Below are 22,638 nucleotides of genomic sequence, written 5' to 3'. Positions count from 1 at the left end.
CGGGTCAGCCCACCAGGGCCTTGGCCTCGGCCAGCGTCGCCGGGTCGTACATCGCCGCGCCAGTCAGCTCGGCGTCGATGCGCTTGGTCATGCCGGCCAGCGCCTTGCCGGGGCCGCACTCGATCACGGTGTGCAGCCCCATGGCCTTGATCTTCTGGATGCATTCGACCCAGCGCACCGGGCCGAAGGCCTGGCGGTACAGCGCGTCGCGGATGCGCCCGGGCTCGCTCTCGATCATCACGTCGATGTTGTTGACCACCGGGATGCGCGGCGGCGCCAGGTCGATGCCGGCCAGCGCGGCCTTCAGCCGCTCGGCGGCCGGCTTCATCAGGCTGGAATGGAACGGCGCCGACACCGGCAGCGGCAGCGCCCGCTTGGCACCTAGGCCCTTGAGCACCTCGCAGGCCTTGTCCACCGCGGCCTTGGTGCCGGCGATCACGGTCTGCACCGGGTCGTTGAAATTGACTGCTTCCACGATTTCAGTGCCGTCCTGGCCCATGGCCCGCGTCGCCTCTGCGCAGCCAGCGATCACTTTCGCGGCATCGAGGCCCAGGATGGCGGCCATGGCGCCGGTGCCCACCGGCACGGCCTGCTGCATGGCGGCGGCGCGCAGACGCACCAGCGGCACGGCCTGGGCCAGCGTCAGCGCCTCGGCCGCGACCAGGGCGGAATACTCGCCCAGCGAATGGCCGGCCACGGCGGCGGGCAGGTCGCCCCCCTCGGCGCGCCAGGCGCGCCAGCAGGCCACGCCAGCCACCAGCATCACCGGCTGGGTGTTGGTGGTCAGGGCCAGGTCTTCCTTGGGGCCGCCCTGGATCAACGCGCCCAGGTCCTCGCCCAGCGCTTCGGAGGCTTCGCGCAGCGTCTCGCGCACCGCCAGGTGGTCGCCCCAGGCATCCAGCATGCCCACGGACTGCGAGCCCTGGCCCGGAAAGACGAAAGCAACGGGTTTCATGTCTCCTCCTCGGAAATATGAATAAAAAGTGGCGAAATCCGGCGCCCTTGTTGCGCCGACAGCTACATTTTCAGGAGTACCGCACCCCAGGTGAAGCCGCCGCCCACGCCCTCCAGCAGCACCGTCTGGCCGGGCTTGACCTGGCCGGAACGCACGCCGTGGTCCAGCGCCAGCGGGATCGAGGCGGCGGACGTGTTGCCGTGGTCCTGCACGGTGACCACCACCTTCTCCAGCGGCAGGTGCAGCTTCCGGGCCGTGCCCTGCATGATGCGGATGTTGGCCTGGTGCGGGATCAGCCAGTCGATGTCGGCCTCGGTCTTGCCGGCCTTGGCCAGCACGGCGCGCGCGGCCTTGTCGAGCACGCCGACGGCCAACTTGAACACGGCCTGCCCGTCCATCTTGAGCAGCGGCTCGCCCAGCACCTGCCCGCCCGAGACGTGGCCCGGCACGCACAGGATGCCCACGTGCCTGCCGTCGGCGTGCAGGTCGGTGGCCAGGATGCCGGGTGCGTCGCTGGCCTCCAGCACCACGGCGCCGGCGCCGTCGCCGAACAGCACGCAGGTGGTGCGGTCGTTGAAGTCGAGGATGCGGCTGAACACCTCGGCGCCGATCACCAGCGCCCGGCGGGCGGTGCCGTTGGCGATCAACGCGTCGGCCACTGCCAGCGCGTAGACGAAGCCGCTGCACACCGCCTGCACGTCGAAGGCCGGGCAGCCCGCGATGCCCAGCTTGTGCTGGAGGATGGCGGCGGTGGACGGAAACACCATGTCCGGCGTGGACGTGGCGACCACGATCAGGTCGATGTCGGCCGGCTGCACGCCGGCGGCCTGCATCGCGGCCTGCGCCGCCGGCAACGCCAGGTCGCTGGCGGCCACGTCGGGCGCGGCAAAGTGGCGCGCGCGGATGCCGGTGCGCTCGACGATCCACTCATTGGAGGTTTCCACGCCGCGCCCGGCCAGCTCGGCCACCAGGTCGTCGTTGGTCACGCGGCGCGGCGGCAGGTGGCTGCCGGTGCCGGTGATGCGGGAGTAGCGTGGGGTCATGGGAATGCTTTTAGGGTCGGGTCACGGTCCGCGGGACTCATCCGCCACGGCGTTCGCCACGCCCGCCGGCTGCGGAATCAGCAGGGGCGCGGCGTGGGCGATGCGCCCCTGCACGCGCTCGAGCAACTGGTTGCGGGCCGCATCATACGCGCGGTCCAGCGCCTGCTCGAAGGCCAGCGCGTCGGCCGAGCCGTGGCTCTTGAACACCAGTCCGCGCAGCCCCAGCAGCGCGGCGCCGTTGTAGCGTCGGTGGTCGGTGCGCCGCTGCAGCGCCTTGAGCACTGGATAGGAGACGATGGCGGCGAGTTTGGTGAAGATGTTGCGCGAAAACTCCTCTTTGAGGAATCCAGCAATCATCGCCGCCAGTCCCTCGCTGGCTTTCAGCGCGACGTTGCCGACGAAGCCGTCGCACACCACGATGTCGGCCGAGCCTTTGAAGATGTCGTTGCCCTCGACGTTGCCGACGAAGTTGAGGTCGCCCGAGGCCGCCGCCGCGCGCAGCAACTCGCCCGCGCGCTTGATCTCGTCGCTGCCCTTGATCGCCTCCTCGCCGATGTTGAGCAGGCCCACCGTCGGCTGGGAATCGTTCTTCAGCACCGACACCAGGGCCGAGCCCATGACGGCGAACTGCAGCAGGTGCTCGGCCGAGCAATCGACGTTGGCGCCCAGGTCGAGCACCGTCGTGGCGCCGCCCTTGTCGTTGGGCATTTGCGTGGCGATGGCCGGGCGGTCGATGCCCTCCAGCGTCTTGAGCAGGTAGCGCGCGATCGCCATCAGCGCCCCGGTGTTGCCGGCCGACACCGCCACCTGCGCCGCGCCGTCCTTCACCTGCTGGATGGCCACGCGCAGGGACGAATCCTTCTTCCTACGCAGCGCGGTCTCGACCGAATCATCCATGCCGACGACCTCGGTGGCCGGCACCACCTGAGCGCGCTCGTGGCTGAAGAACTTCAGCGCCTCGGGCTGGCCCACCAACAGGAGCCGGGCATCGGGATGATGGTCGAGGAACTGGCGGCAGGCCGGCAGCGTGACCTTGGGGCCGTGGTCACCGCCCATGCAATCGACAGCCAGAACGATCATGCGAGCCCCACGCAGGCGCCCCGCCGGCGCCCGCCTGAATGGAAATGAAGAGATGAAACCACCGCCGCCAGAAACGGCAAGGGCCCGAGGCTACGCTGGCGTAGCGCCGGGCCCGGCAAGTATATGACTGGGGCGCCGCGGGCCGGGCACCCCGCCCGTGGTCAGGCTTCGGCCTTGGACTTGATCACCTGGCGGCCGCGGTAGAAGCCGTTGGGGCTGATGTGGTGGCGCAGGTGCGTCTCGCCGGTGGTCGGCTCCACGGCGATGCCGGGCGCCCCCAGGGCGTTGTGCGAGCGGTGCATGCCGCGCTTGGACGGCGACTTCTTGTTCTGCTGAACGGCCATGATGGCTCCTTCGTGGTCTGGTGGTTCCGCCGGCAAGCCAGCGGGCAAAAAAGGTTGGACTCGTGCACTCGGCCTGCCCCAAGGACAACCCAGGGCCAGCCGCGCGCGGAAAAGCCTGCGATTATAGCCCGAAAATCCGCCGATTCGCCAGTGCTGGCAAGCAGTTAGCGCCTGCCCGCCGCCGGCGTCAGTTCGGCTTGCCGCCCTTGAGCGCCGCCAAGGCGGCGAAGGGGTTGACCTTCTCCTGCAGCGCGTCGTCGAATGCGGCGTCCTGCGCGAACAGCGGCACCGCCTCGGGGCAGGTGTCGTGACGCGCCACCAGCGGCAGCGCCATCAGCAGTTCATCCTCGATCAGGGCCTGCAGATCCAGGTCGGGCGTCAGGGCCAGCACGTCGTCGTCCGACGCGTCGTCCAGCGCGGCGGCCGTGTCCTCGTCGGGCGCGAACACGATGTGGCGGTCCACCGCCACCGGCTCGATCACCTCGCCCATGCAGCGCTGGCAGGTCAGCGGTAGCGCCACGCTGGCGCGCAGGTGCAGCGCCGGGCGCACCGACCCATCGGCGGCCGCGCGATGCTCGCCCTGGGCCTGCCATTCAATGGTCGAATCGGCCTCTGGCCGGCGTAATTCCTGCGCCAGTCGCTCATATTTCTGCAGTGGATCCCGCCCCGAGAGGCTGGCCCCCGCCTGCGCGAAAGCCGCCACGTCGAGCCGGCGGGCATGGAAGGGTTTGTTCATCGGGCCAGTGTAAGAGAATCGCCCGCATGACCGCCCCCCTCCCCCCTCTGGCACGGCCGCTGGTGCTGGGCTCCACCTCGCGCTACCGGCGCGAGCTGCTGTCGCGCCTGGGCCTGCCCTTCGAGGTGGCCGCGCCCCAGGTGGATGAGACCCCCCTGCCCGGCGAGGTCCCGCGCGCGCTGGCCCAGCGCCTGGCACTGGCCAAGGCGCGCGAGGTGGCCGCCCGCCATCCGCAAGCCATCGTCATCGGTTCCGATCAGGTGGCCGACCTGGCCGGCGAGCCCCTCGGCAAGCCGGGCACGCACGAGCGCGCGGTGGCGCAATTGCGGCGCATGAGCGGGCAGACCGTGGTCTTCCAGACCGCGCTGGCCGTGGTGTGCCAGGCCATCGGCTTCGAGCAGAGCGACCTGGCCGCCGTGGAGGTGCGCTTCCGCGACCTGGACGACGGCGAGATCGAGCGTTACCTGCGCGCCGAGCAGCCCTACGACTGCGCCGGCAGCGCCAAGAGCGAGGGCCTGGGCATCGCCCTGCTGGAGGCCATCCACAGCGACGACCCCACTGCCCTGGTGGGCCTGCCGCTGATCCGCACCGCGCGCCTGCTGCGCGCGGCGGGGCTGGTGTTGCCATGACCGGCGCTCTCTATCTGGTGCCCACTCCCCTGGACCACGGCTGCGACACCCTCGCGCCGCTGGACGAGGCGCTGCCGCTGGGCACCGTGAGGATCGCCGCGTCCCTGACGCACTGGATCAGCGAGAACGCCAAGTCCACCCGCGCCTTCCTGAAGCGCGTGGACGCACTGGTGCCGCTGGCCCAGCCGATCCAGGCTCATACCATCACCGATCTGCCGCGCGAAGTCCACAAGAAGGGCGACCACGGCGGCGCGGCCCGCTTGGACGCCCGCCCCCTGCTCGCCGCCGCGCTGCAGGGCCAGGACGTCGGGCTGGTCAGCGAGGCCGGCATGCCTGCCGTCGCCGACCCCGGCAGCTCGGTCGTGCGTGCCGCGCACGATCTGGGCATCGCGGTCGTGCCGCTGCCCGGCCCGGTGTCGATCCTGCTGGCGCTGGCCGCCAGCGGGCTCAACGGCCAGAACTTCGCCTTCGTCGGCTACCTGCCGCAGGACGCCGCCGCGCGCGCGCAGCGCATCCGCGAGTTGGAAGAGCTGGCCCAGCGCACCGGCCAGACGCAGATCTTCATCGAGACGCCCTACCGCAACGCCGCCCTGCTGCAGGCGCTGCTGGGCACCCTGCGCGGCACCACCCGCTTGGCCCTCGCCAGCGGCCTGACCCTGCCGGGCCAGCGCACGCGCTGCGTGCCGGTGCAGCGCTGGAAGCAGGATGCCGCCACCCTGGCCGCCTGGAGCGAGAACCGGCTGCCGACGGTGTTCGCGCTCGGCACCTGATCAGCGCAGCGCCGGCGCCGCCCGCAGCGCGCTGACGGCGCCCTGCCCCACGGCGGCGCCGAAGCGCTTGGCGAAGCGCTCGACGATGTTTTCCTTGTTGGTGTAGTCCACCAGCTTCTCGGCCTTGACGACGTCGCGCGCCACCGAGTCGAGGCTGCCCAAGCCGTCGGCCAGGCCGAGACCGATGGCCTGTTCGCCGGTCCAGAACAAGCCGCTGAAGGTGTCGGGCGTGGCCTTCAGGCGCTCGCCGCGCCCCTGCTTGACGGCGCTGATGAACTGCTGGTGGATCTGGTCCAGCATCACCTGGGCGTGCTTCTTGTGCTCGTCGGACTGGGGACTGAACGGGTCGAGAAAGCCCTTGTTCGCGCCTGCGGTCAGCAGGCGCCGCTCCACGCCCAGCTTGTGCAGCGTGTCGACGAAGCCAAAGCCGTCCATCAGCACGCCGATGCTGCCCACGATGCTGGCCTTGTCGACGTAGATGCGGTCGGCCGCCGCGGCGATGTAGTAGGCGGCCGAGGCGCAGGTCTCCTCGACCACGGCGTAGATCGGCTTGCCGTGCTTGGCGCGCAGGCGGCGGATCTCGTCGTTGATCAGGCCCGCCTGCACCGGGCTGCCGCCGGGCGAGTTGATGAGCAGCACCAGCGCCTGCGCGCCCGGGTCCTCCAGCGCGCTGCGCAGCGCGGGCAGCACGTATTCGGCGCTGGCCTCGCCCTTGTCGGCGATCTCGCCGCGGATGCTGACCAGGGCGGTGTGTGGCGCGCTGGCCGCGCTGCTGGGCAGGCGGTCGGACGCCAGCGCCCAGACCAGGGCGCCGAACAGCAGCATCCAGACCAGGCTCTTGAACATGCGCCAACGGCGTGCGGCGCGGCGCTCGCGCACCTCGGCCAGCAGCAGCTTCTCGATCGCCGCGCGCTCCCAGTGGATGGTCTTGGCGTCCAGGGGCACTTCATTTTCCATAGCGTTCAGCATAGATTCCATCGGGGCAGGGAATCGATATTGTCAACAAAACGGGGCCGCACCGCCGCGCACGGCGGTTTCAGAATGCAAGAGGCTTGAGCAGATAAGTGGGGTGCCAGTGCACCACGCCATCGAACTCGCTCAACTCGATGCGCACCAGTCCGCCCTGGCACGGCCCGCCGGCGCATTCGCCAGTGTCGGGCGCGTAGGCCGCGCCGTGCGTGGCGCACAGCAGCCAGCGGCCGCTGTCGTCGAAGAAGCGGCCCTCCTGGAAGTCCATCTCCATCGCCACGTGGGTGCAGCGGTTGAGGTAGGCGTAGACCTGCCCCTCGAAGCGGATGGCGAAAGCGCGGCAGGTCTGGCCGCCGTACTCGACGTCGAAGGGCACGGCCAGGCCGCCCTCCTGCAGGTCGGCGGCGTTGCACAGGGCGATGGCGGACGAGGCGGCGTCGGGGGTCACGGGCGGGGTCTCCTTCAGGCGTGCTCGGCCAGCCAGCCGCGCAGTTCGGCCACCGAATGCGCGACGAAGCGGGGGCCCAGCGCGCCGAAGCCGCCGGGCGCGTGCGCGCCGTAGCTCACGCCGACGCTGGCGCAGCCGGCGTTCAGCGCCATCTGCAGGTCGTGCGTGGTGTCGCCGATCATCAGCGTGCGCTCGGGCTCGGCGCCGAACTGGCGCATCAGCTCGCGCAGCATGCGCGGATGCGGCTTGCCGGCGGTCTCGTCGGCGGTGCGCGAGGCGTCGAAGATGCCCTGCAACTGGCGCGTGGCGAGCACGTCGTCCAGCCCGCGCCGGCTCTTGCCGGTGGCCACGGCCAGCCAGTGGTGGTGGCGCTTCAGGTCGGCCAGCAGCGGCAGCGCGCCGTCGAACAGGCTGATGTCGTCCTGGTGGGCCAGGTAGTGGTGGCGGTAGCGCGCGCCCAGCTCTGGGTACTTCTCGGGCGGCACGTCGGGCGCGGCCCGGGCCAGCGCGGGCATCAGCGCCATGCCGATGACGTAGGCGGCCGCGTCGTCGCTGGGCCGGGCGCCGCCCACGTCCAGCACCGCCTGCTGGATGCAGCGCGTGATGATGGCGGTGGAATCGAACAGGGTGCCGTCCCAGTCGAAGCAGATCAGGTCGAACTGGCGCGGGCGGTTCATGCGGGCAGGCAGCAAAGCAGGTCGGGCGGCAGGGGGGCCAGCAGCTCGACGCGCTCGCCGCTGGCCGGATGGGTGAACTGTAACCGCCACGCGTGCAGGAACATGCGCCTGAGCCCCTGCTTCTGCCAGGCCTTGTTGCGCTCGAAGTCGCCGTACTTGTCGTCGCCCGCGATGGGGTGGCCCTGCGCCGCCAGGTGCACGCGGATCTGGTGTGTGCGGCCGGTCTTGATGGTCACCTCCAGCAGCGTGCCCTGCGGCAGGCGCTGGCGCACCTTGGCCAGGGTGATGGCGCGCATGCCCTCGGGATCGCCCGCGGCCGCCAGCCGGACGCGGCGCTCGCCATCGGGCAGCAGGTACTTGCGCAGCGGCGTGTCGATCACCTTCAGCCGCGCGGGCCACTCGCCCAGCACCAGCGCCAGGTAGGTCTTGCCCGTCTCGCGGTCGCGGAACTGGTCCTGCAGGGCCTTGAGCGCGCTGCGCTTCTTGGCCACCAGCAGCACGCCACTGGTGTCGCGGTCGAGGCGGTGCACCAGCTCCAGCAGGCGCGCCTGGGGCCGCGCGCAGCGCAGTTGCTCGATGACGCCGAAGCTCACGCCCGAGCCGCCGTGCACGGCCACGCCGGCGGGCTTGTCGATGGCGATGAGGTGGTCGTCCTCGAACAGCACGGGAAACTCGCGCGCCGGGGCGGGCAGGTCGACGGCATCTGGCGCGCGCCGGGCCTGGCGCACGGGCGGCAGCCGCACCGTGTCGCCCGCCGCCACGCGCGTGTCGGCGCTGGCGCGGCCCTTGTTCACCCGCACTTCGCCGGAGCGGATGATGCGGTAGACGTGCGTCTTGGGCACGCCCTTGAGATGGCGGATGAGGAAGTTGTCCAGGCGCTGGCCGGCGCTCTCCTCGTCCACCGCCAGCCACGCGACCTCGGGTTTACCCTCAGACGGTGGGCCGCCGGCTTTGGCCTCTATAATGCGATTCACTGGCAACCGGCCGTAAGTGGTTGAATTTGAAATGGAAGTTGCGCCTCGAAAGTGGCGAGTTTAATTCCACCGGCCACCCGCTCCGGCCCCGCCAGTAAACGTTCGATGCCGTGCCCGCACAAGAAAGCGCCCTGCCCCACACGAGGCAGCCACGCCAGAAAAGCGCGGGCGAGGCCGACGCGATGAAACCCTCAACACGGAATACCCCAGACTGGCAGCGCCCGGATCGTCCGGCGCCGCGAGTCGGATCGAAGCGAGATCACACGGTGCTGATGACCCTGGTCACGATGCTCTGGCGCTGGCTGCGGCCCGCGCTTTTGGAGTCGAAATCGGCATGCGCCCGCGCCCCGTTTACGCCTGCAGCTACGAAATTCGTAGCAACCAGGCGCGCCCGGCCACTCGCCCCATCCACGCCCCCCCGCCCGACAGCGGCTGCCGCAGGCCCCGTGCCTGCAGCAGCCTGAAGACGCTCGTCCCGCGCACCGGCCATTCCCTTCGTTTCAGCGCGCCGTCCCGGCATCGATGGGCTCCCTCGCGGAGCCGTTGACTGCTATTGACGAGAAGGAACACGCATCATGAAACGGATGCTGATCAACGCCACGCAGGCCGAAGAGCGCCGCCTGGCGATCGTGGACGGACAGAAACTGCTCGATTACGAAATCGAGATCGAAGGGCGCGAACAGCGCAAGGGCAACATCTACAAGGCCGTGGTGACGCGCGTGGAGCCGTCGCTGGAAGCCTGCTTTGTCGACTACGGCGAGGAGCGCCACGGCTTCCTGCCGTTCAAGGAAATCTCGCGCCAGTACTTCGCCGAGGGCGTCTCGGTCAGCCAGGCCAGAATCAACGAAGTGATCAAGGAGGGCCAGGAACTGCTGGTCCAGGTCGAAAAGGAAGAGCGCGGCAACAAGGGCGCGGCGCTAACCACCTTCGTCAGCCTGGCCGGCCGCTACGTGGTGCTGATGCCCAACAACCCGCGCGGCGGCGGCGTCAGCCGGCGCATCGAGGGCGACGACCGGGCCGAGCTGAAGGAGGCGATGGACCAGCTCGACTACCCCAAGGGCATGTCCATCATCGCGCGCACCGCCGGCATCGGCCGCACCGCGCCCGAGCTGCAGTGGGACCTGAACTACCTGCTGAAGCTGTGGGACGCCATCGCCACCGCCTCCACGGCCGGCAAGGGCACCTTCCTGATCTACCAGGAAAGCAACCTCGTCATCCGCGCCATCCGCGACTACTTCAACGGCGACACCGGCGACCTCCTGATCGACACCGACGACGTGTACGAGCAGGCGCACCAGTTCATGAGCCACGTGATGCCCGAGCACGCGGGCCGCGTCAAACGCTACCGGGACAACGCCCCGCTGTTCTCGCGCTTCCAGATCGAGCACCAGATCGAGTCGGCCTACAGCCGCACCGTGCAGTTGCCCTCGGGTGGCGCCATCGTCATCGACCACGCCGAGGCACTGGTGGCCATCGACGTCAACTCGGCGCGCGCCATCAAGGGCGGCGACATCGAGGAGACCGCCACCCGCACCAACCTGGAGGCCGCCGACGAGGTAGCGCGCCAGATGCGCCTGCGCGACCTGGGCGGCCTGATCGTGATCGACTTCATCGACATGGAGGAGAGCAAGAACCGCCGCGAGGTCGAGAACCGCCTGCGCGACGCGCTGCGCCAGGACCGCGCGCGCGTGCAGTTCGGCTCCATCAGCAAGTTCGGCCTGCTGGAGATGAGCCGCCAGCGCCTCAAGCCCGCGCTCTCCGAAGGCGCCTCCATCCCCTGCCCGCGCTGCGGCGGCTCGGGCCACGTGCGCGACACCGAGTCCAGCGCGCTGCAGATCCTGCGCATCATTCAAGAAGAGTCGATGAAGGACAACACCGCCGCCGTCAACGTGCAGGTGCCGGTGGAAGTGGCCAGCTTCCTGCTGAACGAGAAACGCCCCGAGATCGCCAAGATCGAGCTCAAGCAGCGCGTCAACGTCACCCTGGTGCCCAACAAGACGCTGGAGACGCCGCACTACAAGCTCGAGCGCCTCAAGCACGACGACCCGCGCCTGGACAGCCTCGACACCAGCTACAAGCTGGCCGAGGAGTTCGAGGACCCCACCACCGTCACCCGCCGCAGCCAGGAGCCCACCAACCGCCAGCAGCCGGTGATCAAGGGCGTGCTGCGCGACACCCCCGCGCCGCAGCCCGAGGCGCGGCCCGCGCCCGCCGCCCCGGCCCCGGCCCCGATGCCTGCGGCGCCCGCCCCGGCACCCGCGGCCTTCACGCCGCCCGCCGCCGCCCCCGCCGGCGGCCTGATGGGCTGGCTCAAGGGCTTGTTCGGCGCCGCGCCACCGCCCCAGCCCGTGGCCACGCCCGCCCCCGCGCCCCAGCCCGCCGCCGAGGACAAGCGCGAGGCACGCGGCGCCCGCGATGGCCAGCAGCGCCGTGGCGGACGCGGCGGCCGTGGCGGACGCGGCGGCGAAGGCCGTGGCGAGAACCACGCCGCCGGCGAGGCCGTCCGCGGCGACAGCCGCGCGGAAGGCGCCGCCGAAAGCCGTGGCCCGCGTGAAGGCGGACGCCGCGGCGGTGAACGCGGCGAGCAGCGCGGCGAGCGCTCCGGCCCGCGCGAGCGGCGCGAGGCGCCCGTGGCGGACCCCGCGCTGAACGGCACGGCGGGCGAGCAGCCCGACACCGCCGCCGCTGCCGAGAACCCGTCGGCCCGCCCACCGCGCGGCGAGCGCGGCGACGGCCGGCGCGGACGCGGCGAGGGTCGACGTGAGCGCGGCGAGCGCACTGAAGGCCGCCCCGACGCCCCGCACCAGGAAGCCGCCCCGGTTCCCGCCGAGGCCGTGAACGACACCACCGCCATCGCCCCGGCCGACGCGCCCGCCGAGGAGCGCCGCGAACGCCGCTCGCGCGACCGCTACGGCCGCGACCGGCGTGAACGCGGCGCCGAGCGGCGCGACGAGCGCGGCGATACGGACAGCCCCGACGCCGCACCGGCCGCCGTCGAGACCGCCGCCACCGCGCAGGACGCGCCCGCGCCGCGCTCCTACTTCGCCCGCAACCCGGGCGCGGAGATGCCCGGACCGGCGGTCGATTCAGTGCAAGAACTGGCTCCAGCCAGCGTCCTGCCTAAGCCAATAGCTACTGAAATCGTAGCAACGGTGGCGCCCGCGCCGGCACCCGTGGCCGCCGCCCCGGCCGGCCTACCCCCGGTGGCGCCGTTCGCCCTGCCCACCGACGCGCTGGCGCAGTTGGCCGACGCCGCTGGGCTACAGTGGGTCAACTCCGACGCCAGCAAGGTCGCCGCCGTGCAGGCCGCCATCGCCGCCGAGCCCCAGCCCATCCGCGTGCCGCGCGGGCGTCCGCCCGTGGTCGAACTGGACGACGGCCCGCTGGTGCTGGTCGAGACGCGCAAGGACCTGCGCACCGTGACGCTGCCGTTCGAGCAACCGCCAGCGCCGCACTGACCGGCCGCCGCGCCGCATGGCCAAGCCGGACGGGTGACCGTCCGGCTTTTTTTCGTCCGGCGGGACGGCTACGACGACAGCGCCTGCGCCAGCACCTCGAACACCCGGTCCTCCGTGCACTGCGCGACGTTGAAGCGCATGAAGTCGCTCGCGCTGCGCGAGGGGCTGAACGCATTGCCCGGCGCCAGCACCACGCCCTCCTTCAGGCCCGCGCGGGCGACGTCCGCGGCGTCATGCCCCTGCGGCAGCCGGCACCACAGGAACATGCCCGCCTGCGGGACCAGCCAGGGCGCGATGCCCAGCGCCTGCAAGCGCCCGAGCGTCCGCGCCCTCGCCCCGGCCAGCCGCGTCCGCACTGCTTCCATGTGCCGGCGATAGCCGCTGTCGGTCAGCACTGCCAGCAGGACCTCGGCGGCCAGCCGCCCGCCGCCGAAGCTGGTGGCAATCTTGAGGTCGGCCAGGCCCTCGATCCAGTCGGCCCGTGCGGCGATGTAGCCGCAGCGCAGCGAGGCCGAGAGCGTCTTGGAGAAACTGCCGGTCTGGATCACGCGCGACAGGCCGTCGAAGGCCGCCAGCCGGGGCGCCGGGCTGGTCTCGAAGTCGGCGAAGATGTCATCCTCGACGATCACCAGGTCCGAGCCCTCGGCCAGCTTCAGCAGCCGGTGCGCCGTGACCGACGACAGCGCCGCCCCCGTGGGGTTGTGGACGCCCGAGTTGGTGATGTACAGCCGGGGCGCGTGCGCCCGCAGCGCGGCGCCGAAGACCTCGACGTCCGGCCCGTGAGCGGTGTACGGCACGCCCACCGCCTGCACGCGGTGCGCCTTCAGCAAGGCGTGGAAATTGAAGTAGCAGGGGTCGTCCACCAGCACGGTGTCGCCCGGCTGCAGCAGAAAACGGCAGATCAGGTCGATGGCCTGGGTGCCCGATTCGGCCAGCATGATCTGCCCGGGCGGCGCCTCCACGTCCAGGGCGGCCATGCGCCGGGCCAGCCACTGGCGCAGCGCCGGCAGGCCCAGCGGGGTGGCGTAGTCGGCCAGCGTGGCGCTGCTCGAACGCGCCGCCGCGCGCAGCGCCCGGCGCATGCCGGCCTCGTGCATCCACGCGGCGGGCAGCCAGCCGCAGCCGGGCTTGAGCACGTCGGCGCCGGCCTCCAGCGATTGGCGCGAGATCCACAGCGGGTCGATGGCCCGGTCCAGTTGCGGGCCGACGCGTGCCAGCGCAAGCGGCGCCACCGGCCCCGCGACGTAGAACCCGGACCCGGGACGCGCGCCGATCACCCCTTCGGCCGCCAGGCGCTCATAGGCTTCCACCACGGTGGACACCGACAGGCCCATGGCCTTGGCCTGGGCGCGCACGGACGGCAGCCGCGTGCCCGGCGGGTCGGTGCGGGCCGCGATCCGGGAGCGGATCGCGGCCATGACCGTGTCGATCCGCGTGGTGCCTCGTTTCATGCCGTCACCTTCAACTGTATTGGATGATTTCAAATAACAGTTTCTTCGAACCGTACTGTATTGTGCCTGGGCAACCCACCCTGGCCGTGCTCCACTGCAAGGTCAGCAACAGCGGGGTGGCCATGGACAAGTCAGCAAGCGGGTGGGTCAACGGTTTCATCGGCGTGGTGATCTTCGCCGGCTCGCTGCCGGCCACCCGCGTGGCGGTCATGGATTTCGACCCCACCTTCCTGACCTGCGCGCGCGCCAGCATCGCCGCGCTGCTGGGTCTGGCGCTGCTGCTGGCGTTGCGGCAGCCGCGTCCGGCGTGGCGGAACGTGCCCGCGCTGGGGGTGGTGGCGCTGGGCGTCGTGGTCGGCTTTCCGCTGCTGACCGCGCTGGCCTTGCGGCACGTGTCGTCCGCGCACTCCATCGTCTTCCTGGGCCTGCTGCCGCTGTGCACGGCGGTCTTCGCCGTGCTGCGCGGCGGCGAGCGCCCGCGACCGACGTTCTGGCTGTTCTCGGTGCTGGGCAGCGCTTTCGTCGCGGGCTACGCGGCGCTGGGGGGCATCGAGGCGTCGCTGCGGGGCGACGTGTTGATGCTGGCCGCCATCGTGGTGTGCGGCCTGGGCTACGCCGAGGGCGCGCGCCTGTCGCGCCGGCTGGGCGGCTGGCAGGTGATCAGCTGGGCGCTGGCGCTGTCGCTGCCCGTCATGCTGCCGGTGGCGCTGTTCACGATGCCGGCGTCGTTCGTCCATGTCGGCGCGCCCGCGTGGCTGGGGCTGGCCTATGTCTCCCTCTTCAGCATGCTGATCGGCTTCGTGTTCTGGTACCGCGGACTGGCGCAAGGGGGCATCGCGGCGGTCGGGCAACTGCAGTTGCTGCAGCCCTTCCTCGGCCTGGGCCTGGCGGCGCTGCTGCTGGGCGAGACGGTGAACTGGGCGATGCTGCTGGTGACGCTGGGCGCCGTGGCCTGCGTCGCCGGAGCCCGGAAATTCGCCACCTGAACGAGGGACGTGGGTGAACCGACGCAAGTCCCCCGTCGCGGACATCCGTGAGGAGGCGCCTCTACGCAGCCGCCGAATTCTTCCTGTCTTGTCTTCTGGCAGAGACCACGCCCAAGGGCTTGCCAAGCACCAGGGCCAGCATGACGCCGGCCGCGAACTGCGGCGGACACCCGTTCGCCATTCCACGCAGCGAGAAGATGGCACCGGCATACGCCGGGCTACATTGCCATGGCCCAGCCCGCCACCCCGGCCAGCACCACCACCAGCGCGGGTGGCACGCGGCCATGCACCAGCAGCATGAACGCGGCGAGCGCCAGCCCGAAATCCCCCCGGCCATGGATGGCGCTGGTCCACACCGGGTCGTACAGGGCCGACAGCAGGATGCCGACCACGCCGGCGTTGATGCCCGCCATCGCGGTCTGGATGCCTGCGCGGTGGCGCAGGCTCTCCCAGAACGGCAGCGCCGCGACGAGCACGAGGCATGCGGGCAAGAAGATCATGCCCAGCAGCGCCAGACCGCCCGCCCAGCCTCGCAGCGGCCCATCGGCAATGGCGCCAAGATACGCCGCGAAGGTGAACAGCGGCCCCGGCACGGCCTGCGCCGCGCCGTAGCCCGCGAGGAAGTCGGCATTGCTCACCGCACCGCCGGGCACCACGCTCGCCTGCAGCAGCGGCAGCACGACGTGCCCGCCACCAAAGACCAGCGCGCCAGAGCGGTACACGCCTTCCAGCAGCGCCACCGTGGCCGATCCGCTGGCCGCCGCCCACAGGGGCAGTCCGATGAGCAGTGCCGCGAACACCAGCAAGGCCGCGATGCCGAGCCCGGGCGAGACGGGATAGGCATGAGCCTGGCCGCCGGCCGGTTGCGCGGTCTGCAATCCCCAGCGGCCGATCAGGCCGGCGGCGACGATGGCCACGATCTGGCCGGCAGCCGAAGGCAGCGCCAAGGTCAGCAGCGCCGCCAGGATCGCCAAGGCGGCGCGCGGCCGGTCCGGGCACAGCGTCCTGGCCATGCCCCACACGGCCTGCGCCACGATGGCCACGGCCACGACCTTGAGCCCATGCACCCCGCCGGAATCGGCCAGGTCCTGGTACTGCGCGATGCCAAAGGCGAACAGGATCAGCGCGATCGCCGACGGCAAGGTAAAGCCCACCCACGCCGCCAACAGCCCCGGCCATCCCGCACGGCCCAGCCCCAGCGCCATGCCGACCTGGCTGCTGGCCGGGCCGGGCAGGAACTGGCACAGGGCAACCAGATCGGAATAGCCGCGATCATCCAGCCAACGGCGGCGTTCAACGAACTCCGTGCGGAAATAGCCCAGGTGGGCGATGGGGCCGCCGAAGGAGGTGAGGCCCAGCTTGAGAAAGGCCATGAAGACCTGCCACGCGCCATCGCTCTGGCCTGCAGGCGACTCCGGCATCAGTTGGCCTCCCGCCTCGCGCGCTTGACCAGTGCCTGGCCTTGATCCGGCGACTGGAACGGCGCGGCGTCGATGTTCGGCAGGTCGAGGCGAGGTTCAGACACGGCGGCCCTGCGCGTCCACCACGGGCTCGCCCTCTTCCTTACTGAATGCCCCGCGCTGCGGCTGGAGCAGGATGTCCAGCACGGCCGCCGAGGGCCGACACAGGCCCGTGCCCAGCGGCGTGACCACGCTGGGCCGGTTGATAAGGATGGGATGCTGGAGCATGAAGTCGATCAACTGCCTATCACTCCACTTCGGGTCATCAAGGCCCAGTTCGGCATAGGGCGCGCCTTTCTCGCGCAGCACCGCACGCACCGGCATGCCCATCGCGGCGATCAGCGCCTTGAGCGTATCGCGGTCGGGCGGCGTTTTCAGGTACTCGATGACGGTGGGCTCTTCGCCGCTGTCGTGGATCAGGCCCAGCACGTTGCTCGATGTGCCGCAAGCAGGGTTGTGATGGATCGTGATATTGCTCATGGTGGAAATGCCTGGGTCATCTGGGGGGCAGGGTTTGGGCCGCGTTCGTACCAGCCGCGCGAGCGGTTGACCACGCGCACGACCAGCAGCATCACCGGCACCTCGATCAGCACGCCGACCACCGTGGCCAGCGCCGCGCCGGACTGGAAGCCGAACAGGCTGATGGCGGCCGCCACGGCCAGCTCGAAGAAGTTGCTCGCGCCGATCAGCGCCGAGGGGCCGGCGATGCTGTGCTTTTCACCGACATGGCGGTTGAACCAGTAGGCCAGGCCGGAGTTGAAGAACACCTGGATCAGGATCGGCACCGCCAGCATGGCGATCACCAGCGGCTGGCGGATGATGGCCTCGCCCTGGAAGGCGAACAGCAGCACCAACGTCAGCAGCAGTGCGGCGATGGACAGCGGGCCGATGCGTTCCAACGCCCGGTCGAAGGCGACCTGACCCCGGCGCAGCAATACGCGGCGCCAGAGCTGCGCGAGGATGACCGGGATGACGATATAGAGCACCACCGATACCAGCAGCGTGTCCCACGGCACCGTGATGGCCGACAGCCCCAGCAGCAGCCCCACGATGGGCGCGAAGGCGAACACCATGATGGTGTCGTTGAGCGCTACCTGCGACAGCGTGAACACCGGGTCGCCGCCGGTCAGCCGGCTCCAGACGAACACCATGGCCGTGCAGGGCGCAGCAGCCAGCAGGATCAGGCCGGCGACGTAGCTGTCGAGTTGATCGGCCGGCAGCCACTGCGCGAAGACTTGGCGAATGAAGATCCACGCCAGCAGCGCCATCGAGAACGGCTTCACGGCCCAATTGATGAACAGCGTCACGCCGATGCCGCGCCAGTGCTGCCCGACCTGACCGAGCGCGCCGAAGTCCACCTTGAGCAGCATCGGGATCACCATGACCCAGATCAGCAAGCCGACCGGCAGATTGACTTGAGCGACCTCCATGCGGCCGATGGCCTGGAACACGCCCGGCGCAAACTGGCCCAGCGCGATGCCGCAGGCGATGCAAAGCAGCACCCACACGGTCAGGTAGCGCTCGAACAAGCTCATGGGCCGCAGCGTTTCACTGGTTGCATTCATCGCGCCTGCCTCACTTCGTACCGATGTTGCGCAGCTCGTGTTGCAGCGACATGGCATCCAGCCGCTGCAGGGGCAGCGACAGGAACAGCTCGATGCGCCGGCGCAGCGTCAACGCTGCATCCGTGAACGCCTTGCGCTGCTGCTCGTCGGTGCCTTCGACGGCGGCGGGATCGGGCACGCCCCAGTGGGCCGATACCGGTTTGCCCGGCCAGAACGGACACGCTTCACCGGCTGCGTTGTCGCAGACGGTGAAGATGAAATCGAACTCCGGTGCGCCGGGCGCCACGAACTCGTCCCAGCTCTTGCTGCGGTAGCCGGCGATCGGCATGTGCAGTCGCTCCAGCGTGGCAAGCGCTTGCGGGTGTACTTCGCCCTTGGGATGACTGCCCGCCGAATAGGCACGAAACTGGCCCTTGCCCAGTTCGTTGAGGATGCCTTCGGCCAGGATGGAACGGGCCGAATTGCCTGTGCAGATGAACAAGGCGTTGTAGATTTTTTCTGTGGTCATGGGTTTCTCGTATCAGCAGCAGGATTTCGCGCGCGGTGTGACCGCGCAGCAGGCTGCGGCGGTGCTCGGGGCAGCGGGCGCCGCTTCGTTGAAGACCGGGATGCTGCCCAGCGTGTGGAAGTGCTCCCAGGCCACGCCCTGCGGATCGGTGATCCAGTGCTTCTCGCTGCGCGCGTAACAGCAGGTGGTGGTGCCTTCGTCCAGCAGCGCGATGTCTGCGGCCTGCGCGCGGGCTTTCAGGGCGGCCATTTCTTCGGCGTCGTCGGTCTGGATGCCCAGGTGGTCGATGCCTGGCTTGCCGCCGCGTGTGGAAATGGCGAAGTTGACCGGCGGGTCTTCGAGCATCCACTTCGCGTAGTCGCCCTCGATGCGCGCAGGCTGCGCGGCGAACAGTTGGGAGTAGAAACCGATGCTGCGGTTCAGGTCATCGACGTGCAGGTGGACGTGGAAGCGCTTCATGGGAAGTTCCTTTCAGCAGGAGGTACAGGCGGAGGAAGATTCGGTGACTTCGCACGCGCCGCCCTGGCAGCAGTGCTCCGTCATGTAGCCGAGCAGGTTGTTCATCTGCGTGAAGTCGGCGCGATAGATCAAGTTGCGGCCCTGCTGCTCGATGGACACCAGGCCGGCATGGGCCAGTTCCTTCAAATGGAAGGACAAGGAGTTGCGGGCCACATCGAGTTGGTCGGCCAGCACGCTGGGCGTCAACCCTTCGGGGCCGGCAACGACCAGGGCGCGAAACACGCGCAGGCGCTGGGTGTGGGCCAGGGCACCGAGGGCGGAAACAGCTTGGACTTCGTCCATTATTCGATAATACAACATCCATTGAATTAATGCGAACTATCCTCAGACAAGCCCATTCGTGAGCATTCCGGCGCGCCGCTGTCGTCGATTGATATACATGCACACATATGCACGTATAATGACCGATACCCGCCCCTATTCTCAGCGGCAGAAGATGAGCGCCCCGACCCAAGACGCCCTGCGAGCCCAAGCCATCAACTCGGCAATGGCCGTGCTGGACGATCCGCTGTTCAAGGCTTTGCAGGAGCCGTCGCGGGTCGCCGTGCTTCGGCAACTCATGCTGCTGGGCCGGGCCGACGTGGGACAGATCGCCGAGAAGTTGCCTCAGGAGCGCTCGGTGATCTCGCGGCACCTGCAACTGCTGCTGGAGGCCGGGATCGTGCGCATGGAGCGCGCCGGACGCCATCGCATCTACGAGGTGGATGGGCCGACGATCCTGCGCAAGTTCGAGGTCATCTTGCGTGAGGTCGGCCAGCTCGCACCCTACTGCTGCCCTGCGAATGGCTCAGAAAACAAATGATCGCCTTCCTCACATTTTTGCCCATTGAATGCATGCATGCGCACACCTGTCCATGAGAGCTCACTCATGAAGACTCTGCAAACCCTCGTCATCGGCGGCGGGCAGGCCGGCCTGGCCATGGGCTGGCACCTCGCGCAGCAGCAAATCAGCTCCCTGATTCTGGAAGCTTCCGACCGCTCTGGCGGCGCATGGCGAAGCTACTACGACAGCCTGGAATTGTTCTCGCCCGCCGGTTATTCCGCATTGCCTGGCATGCCGTTGCGGGCCTTGGCGCCGCTGATGAAATAGACGAACACGTCGCCGGGCGTTCCGGCCGTGCGGTCGGCGATGCAGGGCCCGTCGGGTGATTGGGCGACCACGGTGGCCACGCCGGAGGTGCGCGCCAAGCGCAGGTAGTCGGGGCAGGCACGAAGTCATCGGGCACCTCGGCCGCCCAGCGCACGAAGGTGGCGGGTTTCCGCAGGGCGCAGAACGCGCCTTTGACTTCAAGCGTGGTGAGGTGCGGGCGGCGTGGGCGAATTCGCCTGCAGCGCGCAGGCCCGGCGGGTAGAAGCCGCCGCCGCGCCAGGCGTCGAAAGTTCAGCCGCCGATGCCGGTGCGCACGCGGGGGGCGGCGGTCATGCGGGCGGGTGATGGAATATCAAAATTGACAGCGGCATGCGCAGTATCGGCGCTGGCTGAAGGCCCAAAGACCCCGGATTCAGATCCTGAACCGTCTTCATCCTATCCCACCTGTCTGATGCCATTCAGGGCTTCAACCCGCACCAGTCAATCGCTGGTAGCTATCCTTTTCATACTAAACGAAACGGCGCGGCAAAAGCCGCGCCGTTGCTGCGGGAGGCAGACCAGGCTCGCCTCCTCCGGCCGACTGCCGGCCTGCTTACTGGCCCTTCAGGCGGTAGGCCACCACGTAGTCGCCGCGGTCGGGCGACTGGCGCGAGCCGCCGGCGGTCACCACCACGTACTGCTGCTGCGTCTTGGGCGACACGAAGCTCATGGGCGTGGCCTGCGAGCCGACCGGCAGACGGCCCTTCCACAGCTCCTGGCCGGTCGTCGTGTCGAAGGCGCGCAGGTAGTAGTCCTGCGTGCCGCTGTAGAAGCTCAGGCCGCCGGCGGTGGTCAGCGGACCGCCCAGCGTGGGCATGCCCAGCGGCACGGATGCACCGGCCTTGAAGCCTTTCACGGCAACGTCCTGCACCGTGCCGGCCGGACGCTGCCAGACGATCCGGCGGGTCTTCAGGTCGATGGCGGTGAGCGTGCCCCAGGCCGGCGCGTGGCAGGGTATGCCCAGCGCCGAGTTGAAGCCCTGCTGCGTGATGCCGTAGGGCGTGCCGGCCTGCGGGTGCAGGCCCATGCCGTGGTCCATCGTGACCTTCTTGTCGTCCACGTCGGCGCGCGGCACCAGGCGCACCAGTTGCGGCATGCGGATGTCGTTGACGATCAGGATGCCGTTGTGCTCGTCGATGGCGGCGCTGCCCCAGTTGAAACCACCGTAGTAGCCGGGATAAACCAGGCTGGGCGTGGTGGTGGGCGGCGTGAACTCGCCCTCGTAGCGCAGTTGCTTGAAAGCGATGCGGCAGGCCAGCTGATCGAACCAGGTGGCGCCCCACATGCGTGCCTCCGACAGCGGCTCGGCGCCGATGGCGGGCATGCCGACCGAGTAGGGCTGGGTTTTCGAGGTCCAGTCGCCTTCCTGACCGCCTTGCGGCACGGGCTGCTCCTTGACCTCGGCGATGGGCGTGCCGTCGCGGCGGTCGAGCATGAAGATCTGGCCGCGCTTGGTGAGCTGGATCACCGCGGGCACGGTGCCGCCCTTGCCGTCGGGCACGTCGTACAGGGCCGGCTGCGCGGGCACGTCGTAGTCCCAGATGTCGTGGTGCACGGTCTGGAACTTCCAGCGCTCCTTGCCCGTGGCCACGTCCACCGCCACGATGGACGACGAATACGACTCCGACGCCTTCGAGCGCTGCCCGCCCCAGAAGTCCGGCGGGTTGTTGCCGGTGGGCAGGTAGATCAGGCCCAGCGCGTCGTCGAAGGCAGGCGTGGACCACATGTTGGGCGTGCTGCGCGTGTAGCTCTGGCCCTCGGGTGGCAGCTTGTCGATGGCCGGGTTGCCCAGGTCCCAGGCCCAGACCAGCTCGCCGGTGTCGGCGCTGAAGGCGCGCACCACGCCCGAGGGTTCGTCGATCTCGCGGCCGTCGAACACCCAGCCGCCGACCACCACCAGGTTGCGCACCACGGTGGGCATCGAGGTCTGGAAGTAATACAGCGGCTTGATCTTGCCCATGCCCTGCTTCAGGTCCACCGTACCGCCCTGGCCGAAGCCCTGGCAGGGTTGGCCGGTCTTGGCGTCGATCTGGATCAGGCGTGCGTCCACCGTGGTCAGCACGATGCGCTGCGCGCACGCGCGCCCCTCAACCGGCGCGGGCGCGGGGATGCCGCCCACGCGCCGCGTGACGGCGGCGGGCTCGTAGTAGCCCACGCCGCGGCAGCGGTTCCAGGCCTTGGTGTCGGCCTGCGGATCGAACTTCCACTTCTGCTCGCCCGTGTCGGCGTCGAGCGCGAACACCTGGTTGCGCGGGGTGCAAACGTAGACCGTGTCGCCGATCTGGGTCGGCGTGTTCTGATCTTCCGAGCCGGGGCCAGCCACCATGCCGGTGCGGAAGGTCCAGGCCACTTCGAGCTGCTGGACGTTGTCGCGGTTGATCTGGGTGAAAGGCGCGTAGCGCGTGCCGCTGGGCGTGCGACCGTAGTACTGCCAACGCGACTCGCCGCTGGCGACCGGAATCGGCGACGCCGACGCGGCGGCCTGGCCCTGGATCACGCCATGCGGCTGGAACACAGCCACGCCGCCCGCGACCAGCACCAGCGCGAGCACGGCCGCGCCCAGGCGCGCCAGGCCACGGATGCGGCCGCCCGAAAGGCGCGGCAAGGCGAGCAGGCCCAGCAAGCCCAGCACCAGCACCGGCGCCAGGCGCGGCACCAGCGGCCAGAACTCGGTGCCGACCTCGGCCAGCGCCCAGGCCACGGTGCCGACGAACACCAGTGCCAGCAGCCAGAAGCCGGCCATGCGGCGCAGCGCGTGGCACACGCCGCTGGCGATCAGCAGCACGCCCGTGATCAGGTAGTACCAGGAGCCGCCCAGCGCCGTCAGGCGCGCGCCGTTGACGGCCAGCACCGCGCCGTTGGCGACGAGGACCAGGCCCAGCAGCAGCAGCGGCCATCGCCCGCCGCGGCTCGGTTTCACAAATTCATTCGACATGC

The 22,638-nt window shown here is 69.7% G+C and carries 23 protein-coding genes; 6 read left to right on the top strand and 17 right to left on the bottom strand.

Features of this window, described 5'->3' with window-relative positions:
- Positions 1-4 precede the first annotated feature (4 nt).
- From fabD to IPG65_RS14685, 5 genes are all read right to left on the bottom strand, one after another.
- Positions 5-955, bottom strand: a complete 951-nt coding sequence (gene fabD, locus IPG65_RS14705; RefSeq protein WP_293191173.1) for an ACP S-malonyltransferase — start codon at positions 953-955, stop codon at positions 5-7.
- A gap of 62 nt (positions 956-1,017) precedes the next feature.
- Positions 1,018-1,998, bottom strand: coding sequence for a beta-ketoacyl-ACP synthase III (locus IPG65_RS14700; RefSeq protein WP_293191171.1), 981 nt, complete (start codon positions 1,996-1,998; stop codon positions 1,018-1,020).
- A gap of 21 nt (positions 1,999-2,019) precedes the next feature.
- A complete protein-coding gene (plsX, locus tag IPG65_RS14695) occupies positions 2,020-3,078 on the bottom strand; it encodes a phosphate acyltransferase PlsX (protein WP_293191169.1) in 1,059 nt (352 codons plus the stop codon).
- Positions 3,079-3,239: 161 nt separating this feature from the next.
- Complete coding sequence (gene rpmF, locus IPG65_RS14690) at positions 3,240-3,422, bottom strand: 50S ribosomal protein L32 (RefSeq protein WP_293191167.1); 183 nt, start codon at positions 3,420-3,422, stop codon at positions 3,240-3,242.
- A gap of 187 nt (positions 3,423-3,609) precedes the next feature.
- Positions 3,610-4,158, bottom strand: a complete 549-nt coding sequence (locus IPG65_RS14685; RefSeq protein ID WP_293191165.1) for a DUF177 domain-containing protein — start codon at positions 4,156-4,158, stop codon at positions 3,610-3,612.
- Between the two features lie 26 nt (positions 4,159-4,184).
- On the opposite strand from IPG65_RS14685, the gene IPG65_RS14680 reads away from it, so the two are divergent.
- Positions 4,185-4,787 carry a Maf family nucleotide pyrophosphatase gene (locus IPG65_RS14680; RefSeq protein ID WP_293191163.1) on the top strand — a complete coding sequence of 201 codons (603 nt, stop codon included), beginning with the start codon at positions 4,185-4,187 and terminating at the stop codon, positions 4,785-4,787.
- The gene (locus tag IPG65_RS14675; RefSeq protein ID WP_293191161.1) at positions 4,784-5,557 is read left to right on the top strand and encodes an SAM-dependent methyltransferase; all 774 of its coding nucleotides are present in this window, start codon (positions 4,784-4,786) and stop codon (positions 5,555-5,557) included. Before IPG65_RS14680 ends, IPG65_RS14675 begins: the two co-directional genes overlap by 4 nt.
- On the opposite strand, the gene IPG65_RS14670 is transcribed toward IPG65_RS14675, so the two are convergent.
- From IPG65_RS14670 to IPG65_RS14655, 4 genes are all read right to left on the bottom strand, one after another.
- Positions 5,558-6,502, bottom strand: a complete 945-nt coding sequence (locus IPG65_RS14670; protein ID WP_293191159.1) for a S49 family peptidase — start codon at positions 6,500-6,502, stop codon at positions 5,558-5,560.
- A 91-nt stretch (positions 6,503-6,593) separates the two neighbouring features.
- Positions 6,594-6,974: a Rieske 2Fe-2S domain-containing protein gene (locus IPG65_RS14665; RefSeq protein ID WP_293191157.1), complete on the bottom strand. Its 381-nt coding sequence runs from the start codon at positions 6,972-6,974 to the stop codon at positions 6,594-6,596.
- Between the two features lie 14 nt (positions 6,975-6,988).
- Entirely contained in the window at positions 6,989-7,651 is a 663-nt protein-coding gene (locus IPG65_RS14660; protein WP_293191155.1) for an HAD-IA family hydrolase, read from the bottom strand.
- Positions 7,648-8,613, bottom strand: coding sequence for an RluA family pseudouridine synthase (locus IPG65_RS14655; RefSeq protein ID WP_293192994.1), 966 nt, complete (start codon positions 8,611-8,613; stop codon positions 7,648-7,650). Before IPG65_RS14655 ends, IPG65_RS14660 begins: the two co-directional genes overlap by 4 nt.
- Before the next feature lie 587 nt (positions 8,614-9,200).
- On the opposite strand from IPG65_RS14655, the gene IPG65_RS14650 reads away from it, so the two are divergent.
- Positions 9,201-12,083 carry an Rne/Rng family ribonuclease gene (locus IPG65_RS14650; RefSeq protein ID WP_293191153.1) on the top strand — a complete coding sequence of 961 codons (2,883 nt, stop codon included), beginning with the start codon at positions 9,201-9,203 and terminating at the stop codon, positions 12,081-12,083.
- A gap of 68 nt (positions 12,084-12,151) precedes the next feature.
- Here the strand turns inward: IPG65_RS14650 and IPG65_RS14645 are convergent, their stop codons facing one another.
- Positions 12,152-13,534 carry a PLP-dependent aminotransferase family protein gene (locus tag IPG65_RS14645; RefSeq protein WP_293191151.1) on the bottom strand — a complete coding sequence of 461 codons (1,383 nt, stop codon included), beginning with the start codon at positions 13,532-13,534 and terminating at the stop codon, positions 12,152-12,154.
- A 122-nt stretch (positions 13,535-13,656) separates the two neighbouring features.
- Between IPG65_RS14645 and IPG65_RS14640 the strand changes: the two genes are divergently transcribed.
- Positions 13,657-14,520: a DMT family transporter gene (locus IPG65_RS14640; RefSeq protein WP_293192992.1), complete on the top strand. Its 864-nt coding sequence runs from the start codon at positions 13,657-13,659 to the stop codon at positions 14,518-14,520.
- 218 nt (positions 14,521-14,738) lie between these two features.
- Here the strand turns inward: IPG65_RS14640 and chrA are convergent, their stop codons facing one another.
- The 6 genes from chrA to IPG65_RS14610 form a co-directional block, all read right to left on the bottom strand.
- Complete coding sequence (gene chrA / locus IPG65_RS14635; protein ID WP_293191149.1) at positions 14,739-15,941, bottom strand: chromate efflux transporter; 1,203 nt, start codon at positions 15,939-15,941, stop codon at positions 14,739-14,741.
- Positions 15,942-16,037: 96 nt separating this feature from the next.
- On the bottom strand, positions 16,038-16,460 hold the full coding sequence (gene arsC / locus IPG65_RS14630; RefSeq protein WP_293191147.1) for an arsenate reductase (glutaredoxin): 423 nt from the start codon (positions 16,458-16,460) through the stop codon (positions 16,038-16,040).
- Positions 16,457-17,545, bottom strand: coding sequence for an ACR3 family arsenite efflux transporter (gene arsB, locus IPG65_RS14625; RefSeq protein WP_293191145.1), 1,089 nt, complete (start codon positions 17,543-17,545; stop codon positions 16,457-16,459). The genes arsC and arsB overlap by 4 nt, the downstream gene beginning before the upstream one ends.
- A gap of 10 nt (positions 17,546-17,555) precedes the next feature.
- Positions 17,556-18,053: an arsenate reductase ArsC gene (locus tag IPG65_RS14620; protein WP_293191143.1), complete on the bottom strand. Its 498-nt coding sequence runs from the start codon at positions 18,051-18,053 to the stop codon at positions 17,556-17,558.
- A 12-nt stretch (positions 18,054-18,065) separates the two neighbouring features.
- Positions 18,066-18,512, bottom strand: a complete 447-nt coding sequence (locus IPG65_RS14615; protein WP_293191141.1) for an ArsI/CadI family heavy metal resistance metalloenzyme — start codon at positions 18,510-18,512, stop codon at positions 18,066-18,068.
- A gap of 12 nt (positions 18,513-18,524) precedes the next feature.
- Positions 18,525-18,854: a helix-turn-helix domain-containing protein gene (locus IPG65_RS14610; protein WP_293191139.1), complete on the bottom strand. Its 330-nt coding sequence runs from the start codon at positions 18,852-18,854 to the stop codon at positions 18,525-18,527.
- A gap of 118 nt (positions 18,855-18,972) precedes the next feature.
- Here IPG65_RS14610 and IPG65_RS14605 point away from each other — a divergent pair, with 118 nt between their 5' ends.
- Positions 18,973-19,374 (top strand): metalloregulator ArsR/SmtB family transcription factor, encoded by a 402-nt coding sequence (locus IPG65_RS14605; RefSeq protein ID WP_293191068.1) that lies wholly within the window; start codon positions 18,973-18,975, stop codon positions 19,372-19,374.
- A 66-nt stretch (positions 19,375-19,440) separates the two neighbouring features.
- Positions 19,441-19,662, top strand: coding sequence for an NAD(P)-binding protein (locus IPG65_RS14600; RefSeq protein ID WP_293191137.1), 222 nt, complete (start codon positions 19,441-19,443; stop codon positions 19,660-19,662).
- A gap of 592 nt (positions 19,663-20,254) precedes the next feature.
- Here the strand turns inward: IPG65_RS14600 and IPG65_RS14595 are convergent.
- Positions 20,255-22,636 (bottom strand): membrane-bound PQQ-dependent dehydrogenase, glucose/quinate/shikimate family, encoded by a 2,382-nt coding sequence (locus IPG65_RS14595; RefSeq protein ID WP_293191135.1) that lies wholly within the window; start codon positions 22,634-22,636, stop codon positions 20,255-20,257.
- Between the last annotated feature and the right edge of the window lie 2 nt (positions 22,637-22,638).

Source organism: Ottowia sp. (assembly GCF_016703145.1).
Taxonomy (GTDB): Bacteria; Pseudomonadota; Gammaproteobacteria; order Burkholderiales; family Burkholderiaceae_C; genus Ottowia.
The sequence above is the reverse complement of the archived record's forward strand: the minus strand, read 5'-3'. Positions and strand labels throughout refer to the sequence as shown.

What these genes read in the sequence shown, in the direction of transcription:
- fabD (WP_293191173.1), bottom strand. Translation starts at nt 955, where the DNA reads ATGAAACCCGTTGCTTTCGTCTTTCCGGGCCAGGGCTCGCAGTCCGTG.
- IPG65_RS14700 (WP_293191171.1), bottom strand. Translation starts at nt 1,998, where the DNA reads ATGACCCCACGCTACTCCCGCATCACCGGCACCGGCAGCCACCTGCCG.
- plsX (WP_293191169.1), bottom strand. Translation starts at nt 3,078, where the DNA reads ATGATCGTTCTGGCTGTCGATTGCATGGGCGGTGACCACGGCCCCAAG.
- rpmF (WP_293191167.1), bottom strand. Translation starts at nt 3,422, where the DNA reads ATGGCCGTTCAGCAGAACAAGAAGTCGCCGTCCAAGCGCGGCATGCAC.
- IPG65_RS14685 (WP_293191165.1), bottom strand. Translation starts at nt 4,158, where the DNA reads ATGAACAAACCCTTCCATGCCCGCCGGCTCGACGTGGCGGCTTTCGCG.
- IPG65_RS14680 (WP_293191163.1), top strand. Translation starts at nt 4,185, where the DNA reads ATGACCGCCCCCCTCCCCCCTCTGGCACGGCCGCTGGTGCTGGGCTCC.
- IPG65_RS14675 (WP_293191161.1), top strand. Translation starts at nt 4,784, where the DNA reads ATGACCGGCGCTCTCTATCTGGTGCCCACTCCCCTGGACCACGGCTGC.
- IPG65_RS14660 (WP_293191155.1), bottom strand. Translation starts at nt 7,651, where the DNA reads ATGAACCGCCCGCGCCAGTTCGACCTGATCTGCTTCGACTGGGACGGC.
- IPG65_RS14650 (WP_293191153.1), top strand. Translation starts at nt 9,201, where the DNA reads ATGAAACGGATGCTGATCAACGCCACGCAGGCCGAAGAGCGCCGCCTG.
- IPG65_RS14645 (WP_293191151.1), bottom strand. Translation starts at nt 13,534, where the DNA reads ATGAAACGAGGCACCACGCGGATCGACACGGTCATGGCCGCGATCCGC.
- IPG65_RS14640 (WP_293192992.1), top strand. Translation starts at nt 13,657, where the DNA reads ATGGACAAGTCAGCAAGCGGGTGGGTCAACGGTTTCATCGGCGTGGTG.
- chrA (WP_293191149.1), bottom strand. Translation starts at nt 15,941, where the DNA reads ATGCCGGAGTCGCCTGCAGGCCAGAGCGATGGCGCGTGGCAGGTCTTC.
- arsC (WP_293191147.1), bottom strand. Translation starts at nt 16,460, where the DNA reads ATGAGCAATATCACGATCCATCACAACCCTGCTTGCGGCACATCGAGC.
- arsB (WP_293191145.1), bottom strand. Translation starts at nt 17,545, where the DNA reads ATGAATGCAACCAGTGAAACGCTGCGGCCCATGAGCTTGTTCGAGCGC.
- IPG65_RS14620 (WP_293191143.1), bottom strand. Translation starts at nt 18,053, where the DNA reads ATGACCACAGAAAAAATCTACAACGCCTTGTTCATCTGCACAGGCAAT.
- IPG65_RS14615 (WP_293191141.1), bottom strand. Translation starts at nt 18,512, where the DNA reads ATGAAGCGCTTCCACGTCCACCTGCACGTCGATGACCTGAACCGCAGC.
- IPG65_RS14610 (WP_293191139.1), bottom strand. Translation starts at nt 18,854, where the DNA reads ATGGACGAAGTCCAAGCTGTTTCCGCCCTCGGTGCCCTGGCCCACACC.
- IPG65_RS14605 (WP_293191068.1), top strand. Translation starts at nt 18,973, where the DNA reads ATGACCGATACCCGCCCCTATTCTCAGCGGCAGAAGATGAGCGCCCCG.
- IPG65_RS14600 (WP_293191137.1), top strand. Translation starts at nt 19,441, where the DNA reads ATGAAGACTCTGCAAACCCTCGTCATCGGCGGCGGGCAGGCCGGCCTG.
- IPG65_RS14595 (WP_293191135.1), bottom strand. Translation starts at nt 22,636, where the DNA reads ATGTCGAATGAATTTGTGAAACCGAGCCGCGGCGGGCGATGGCCGCTG.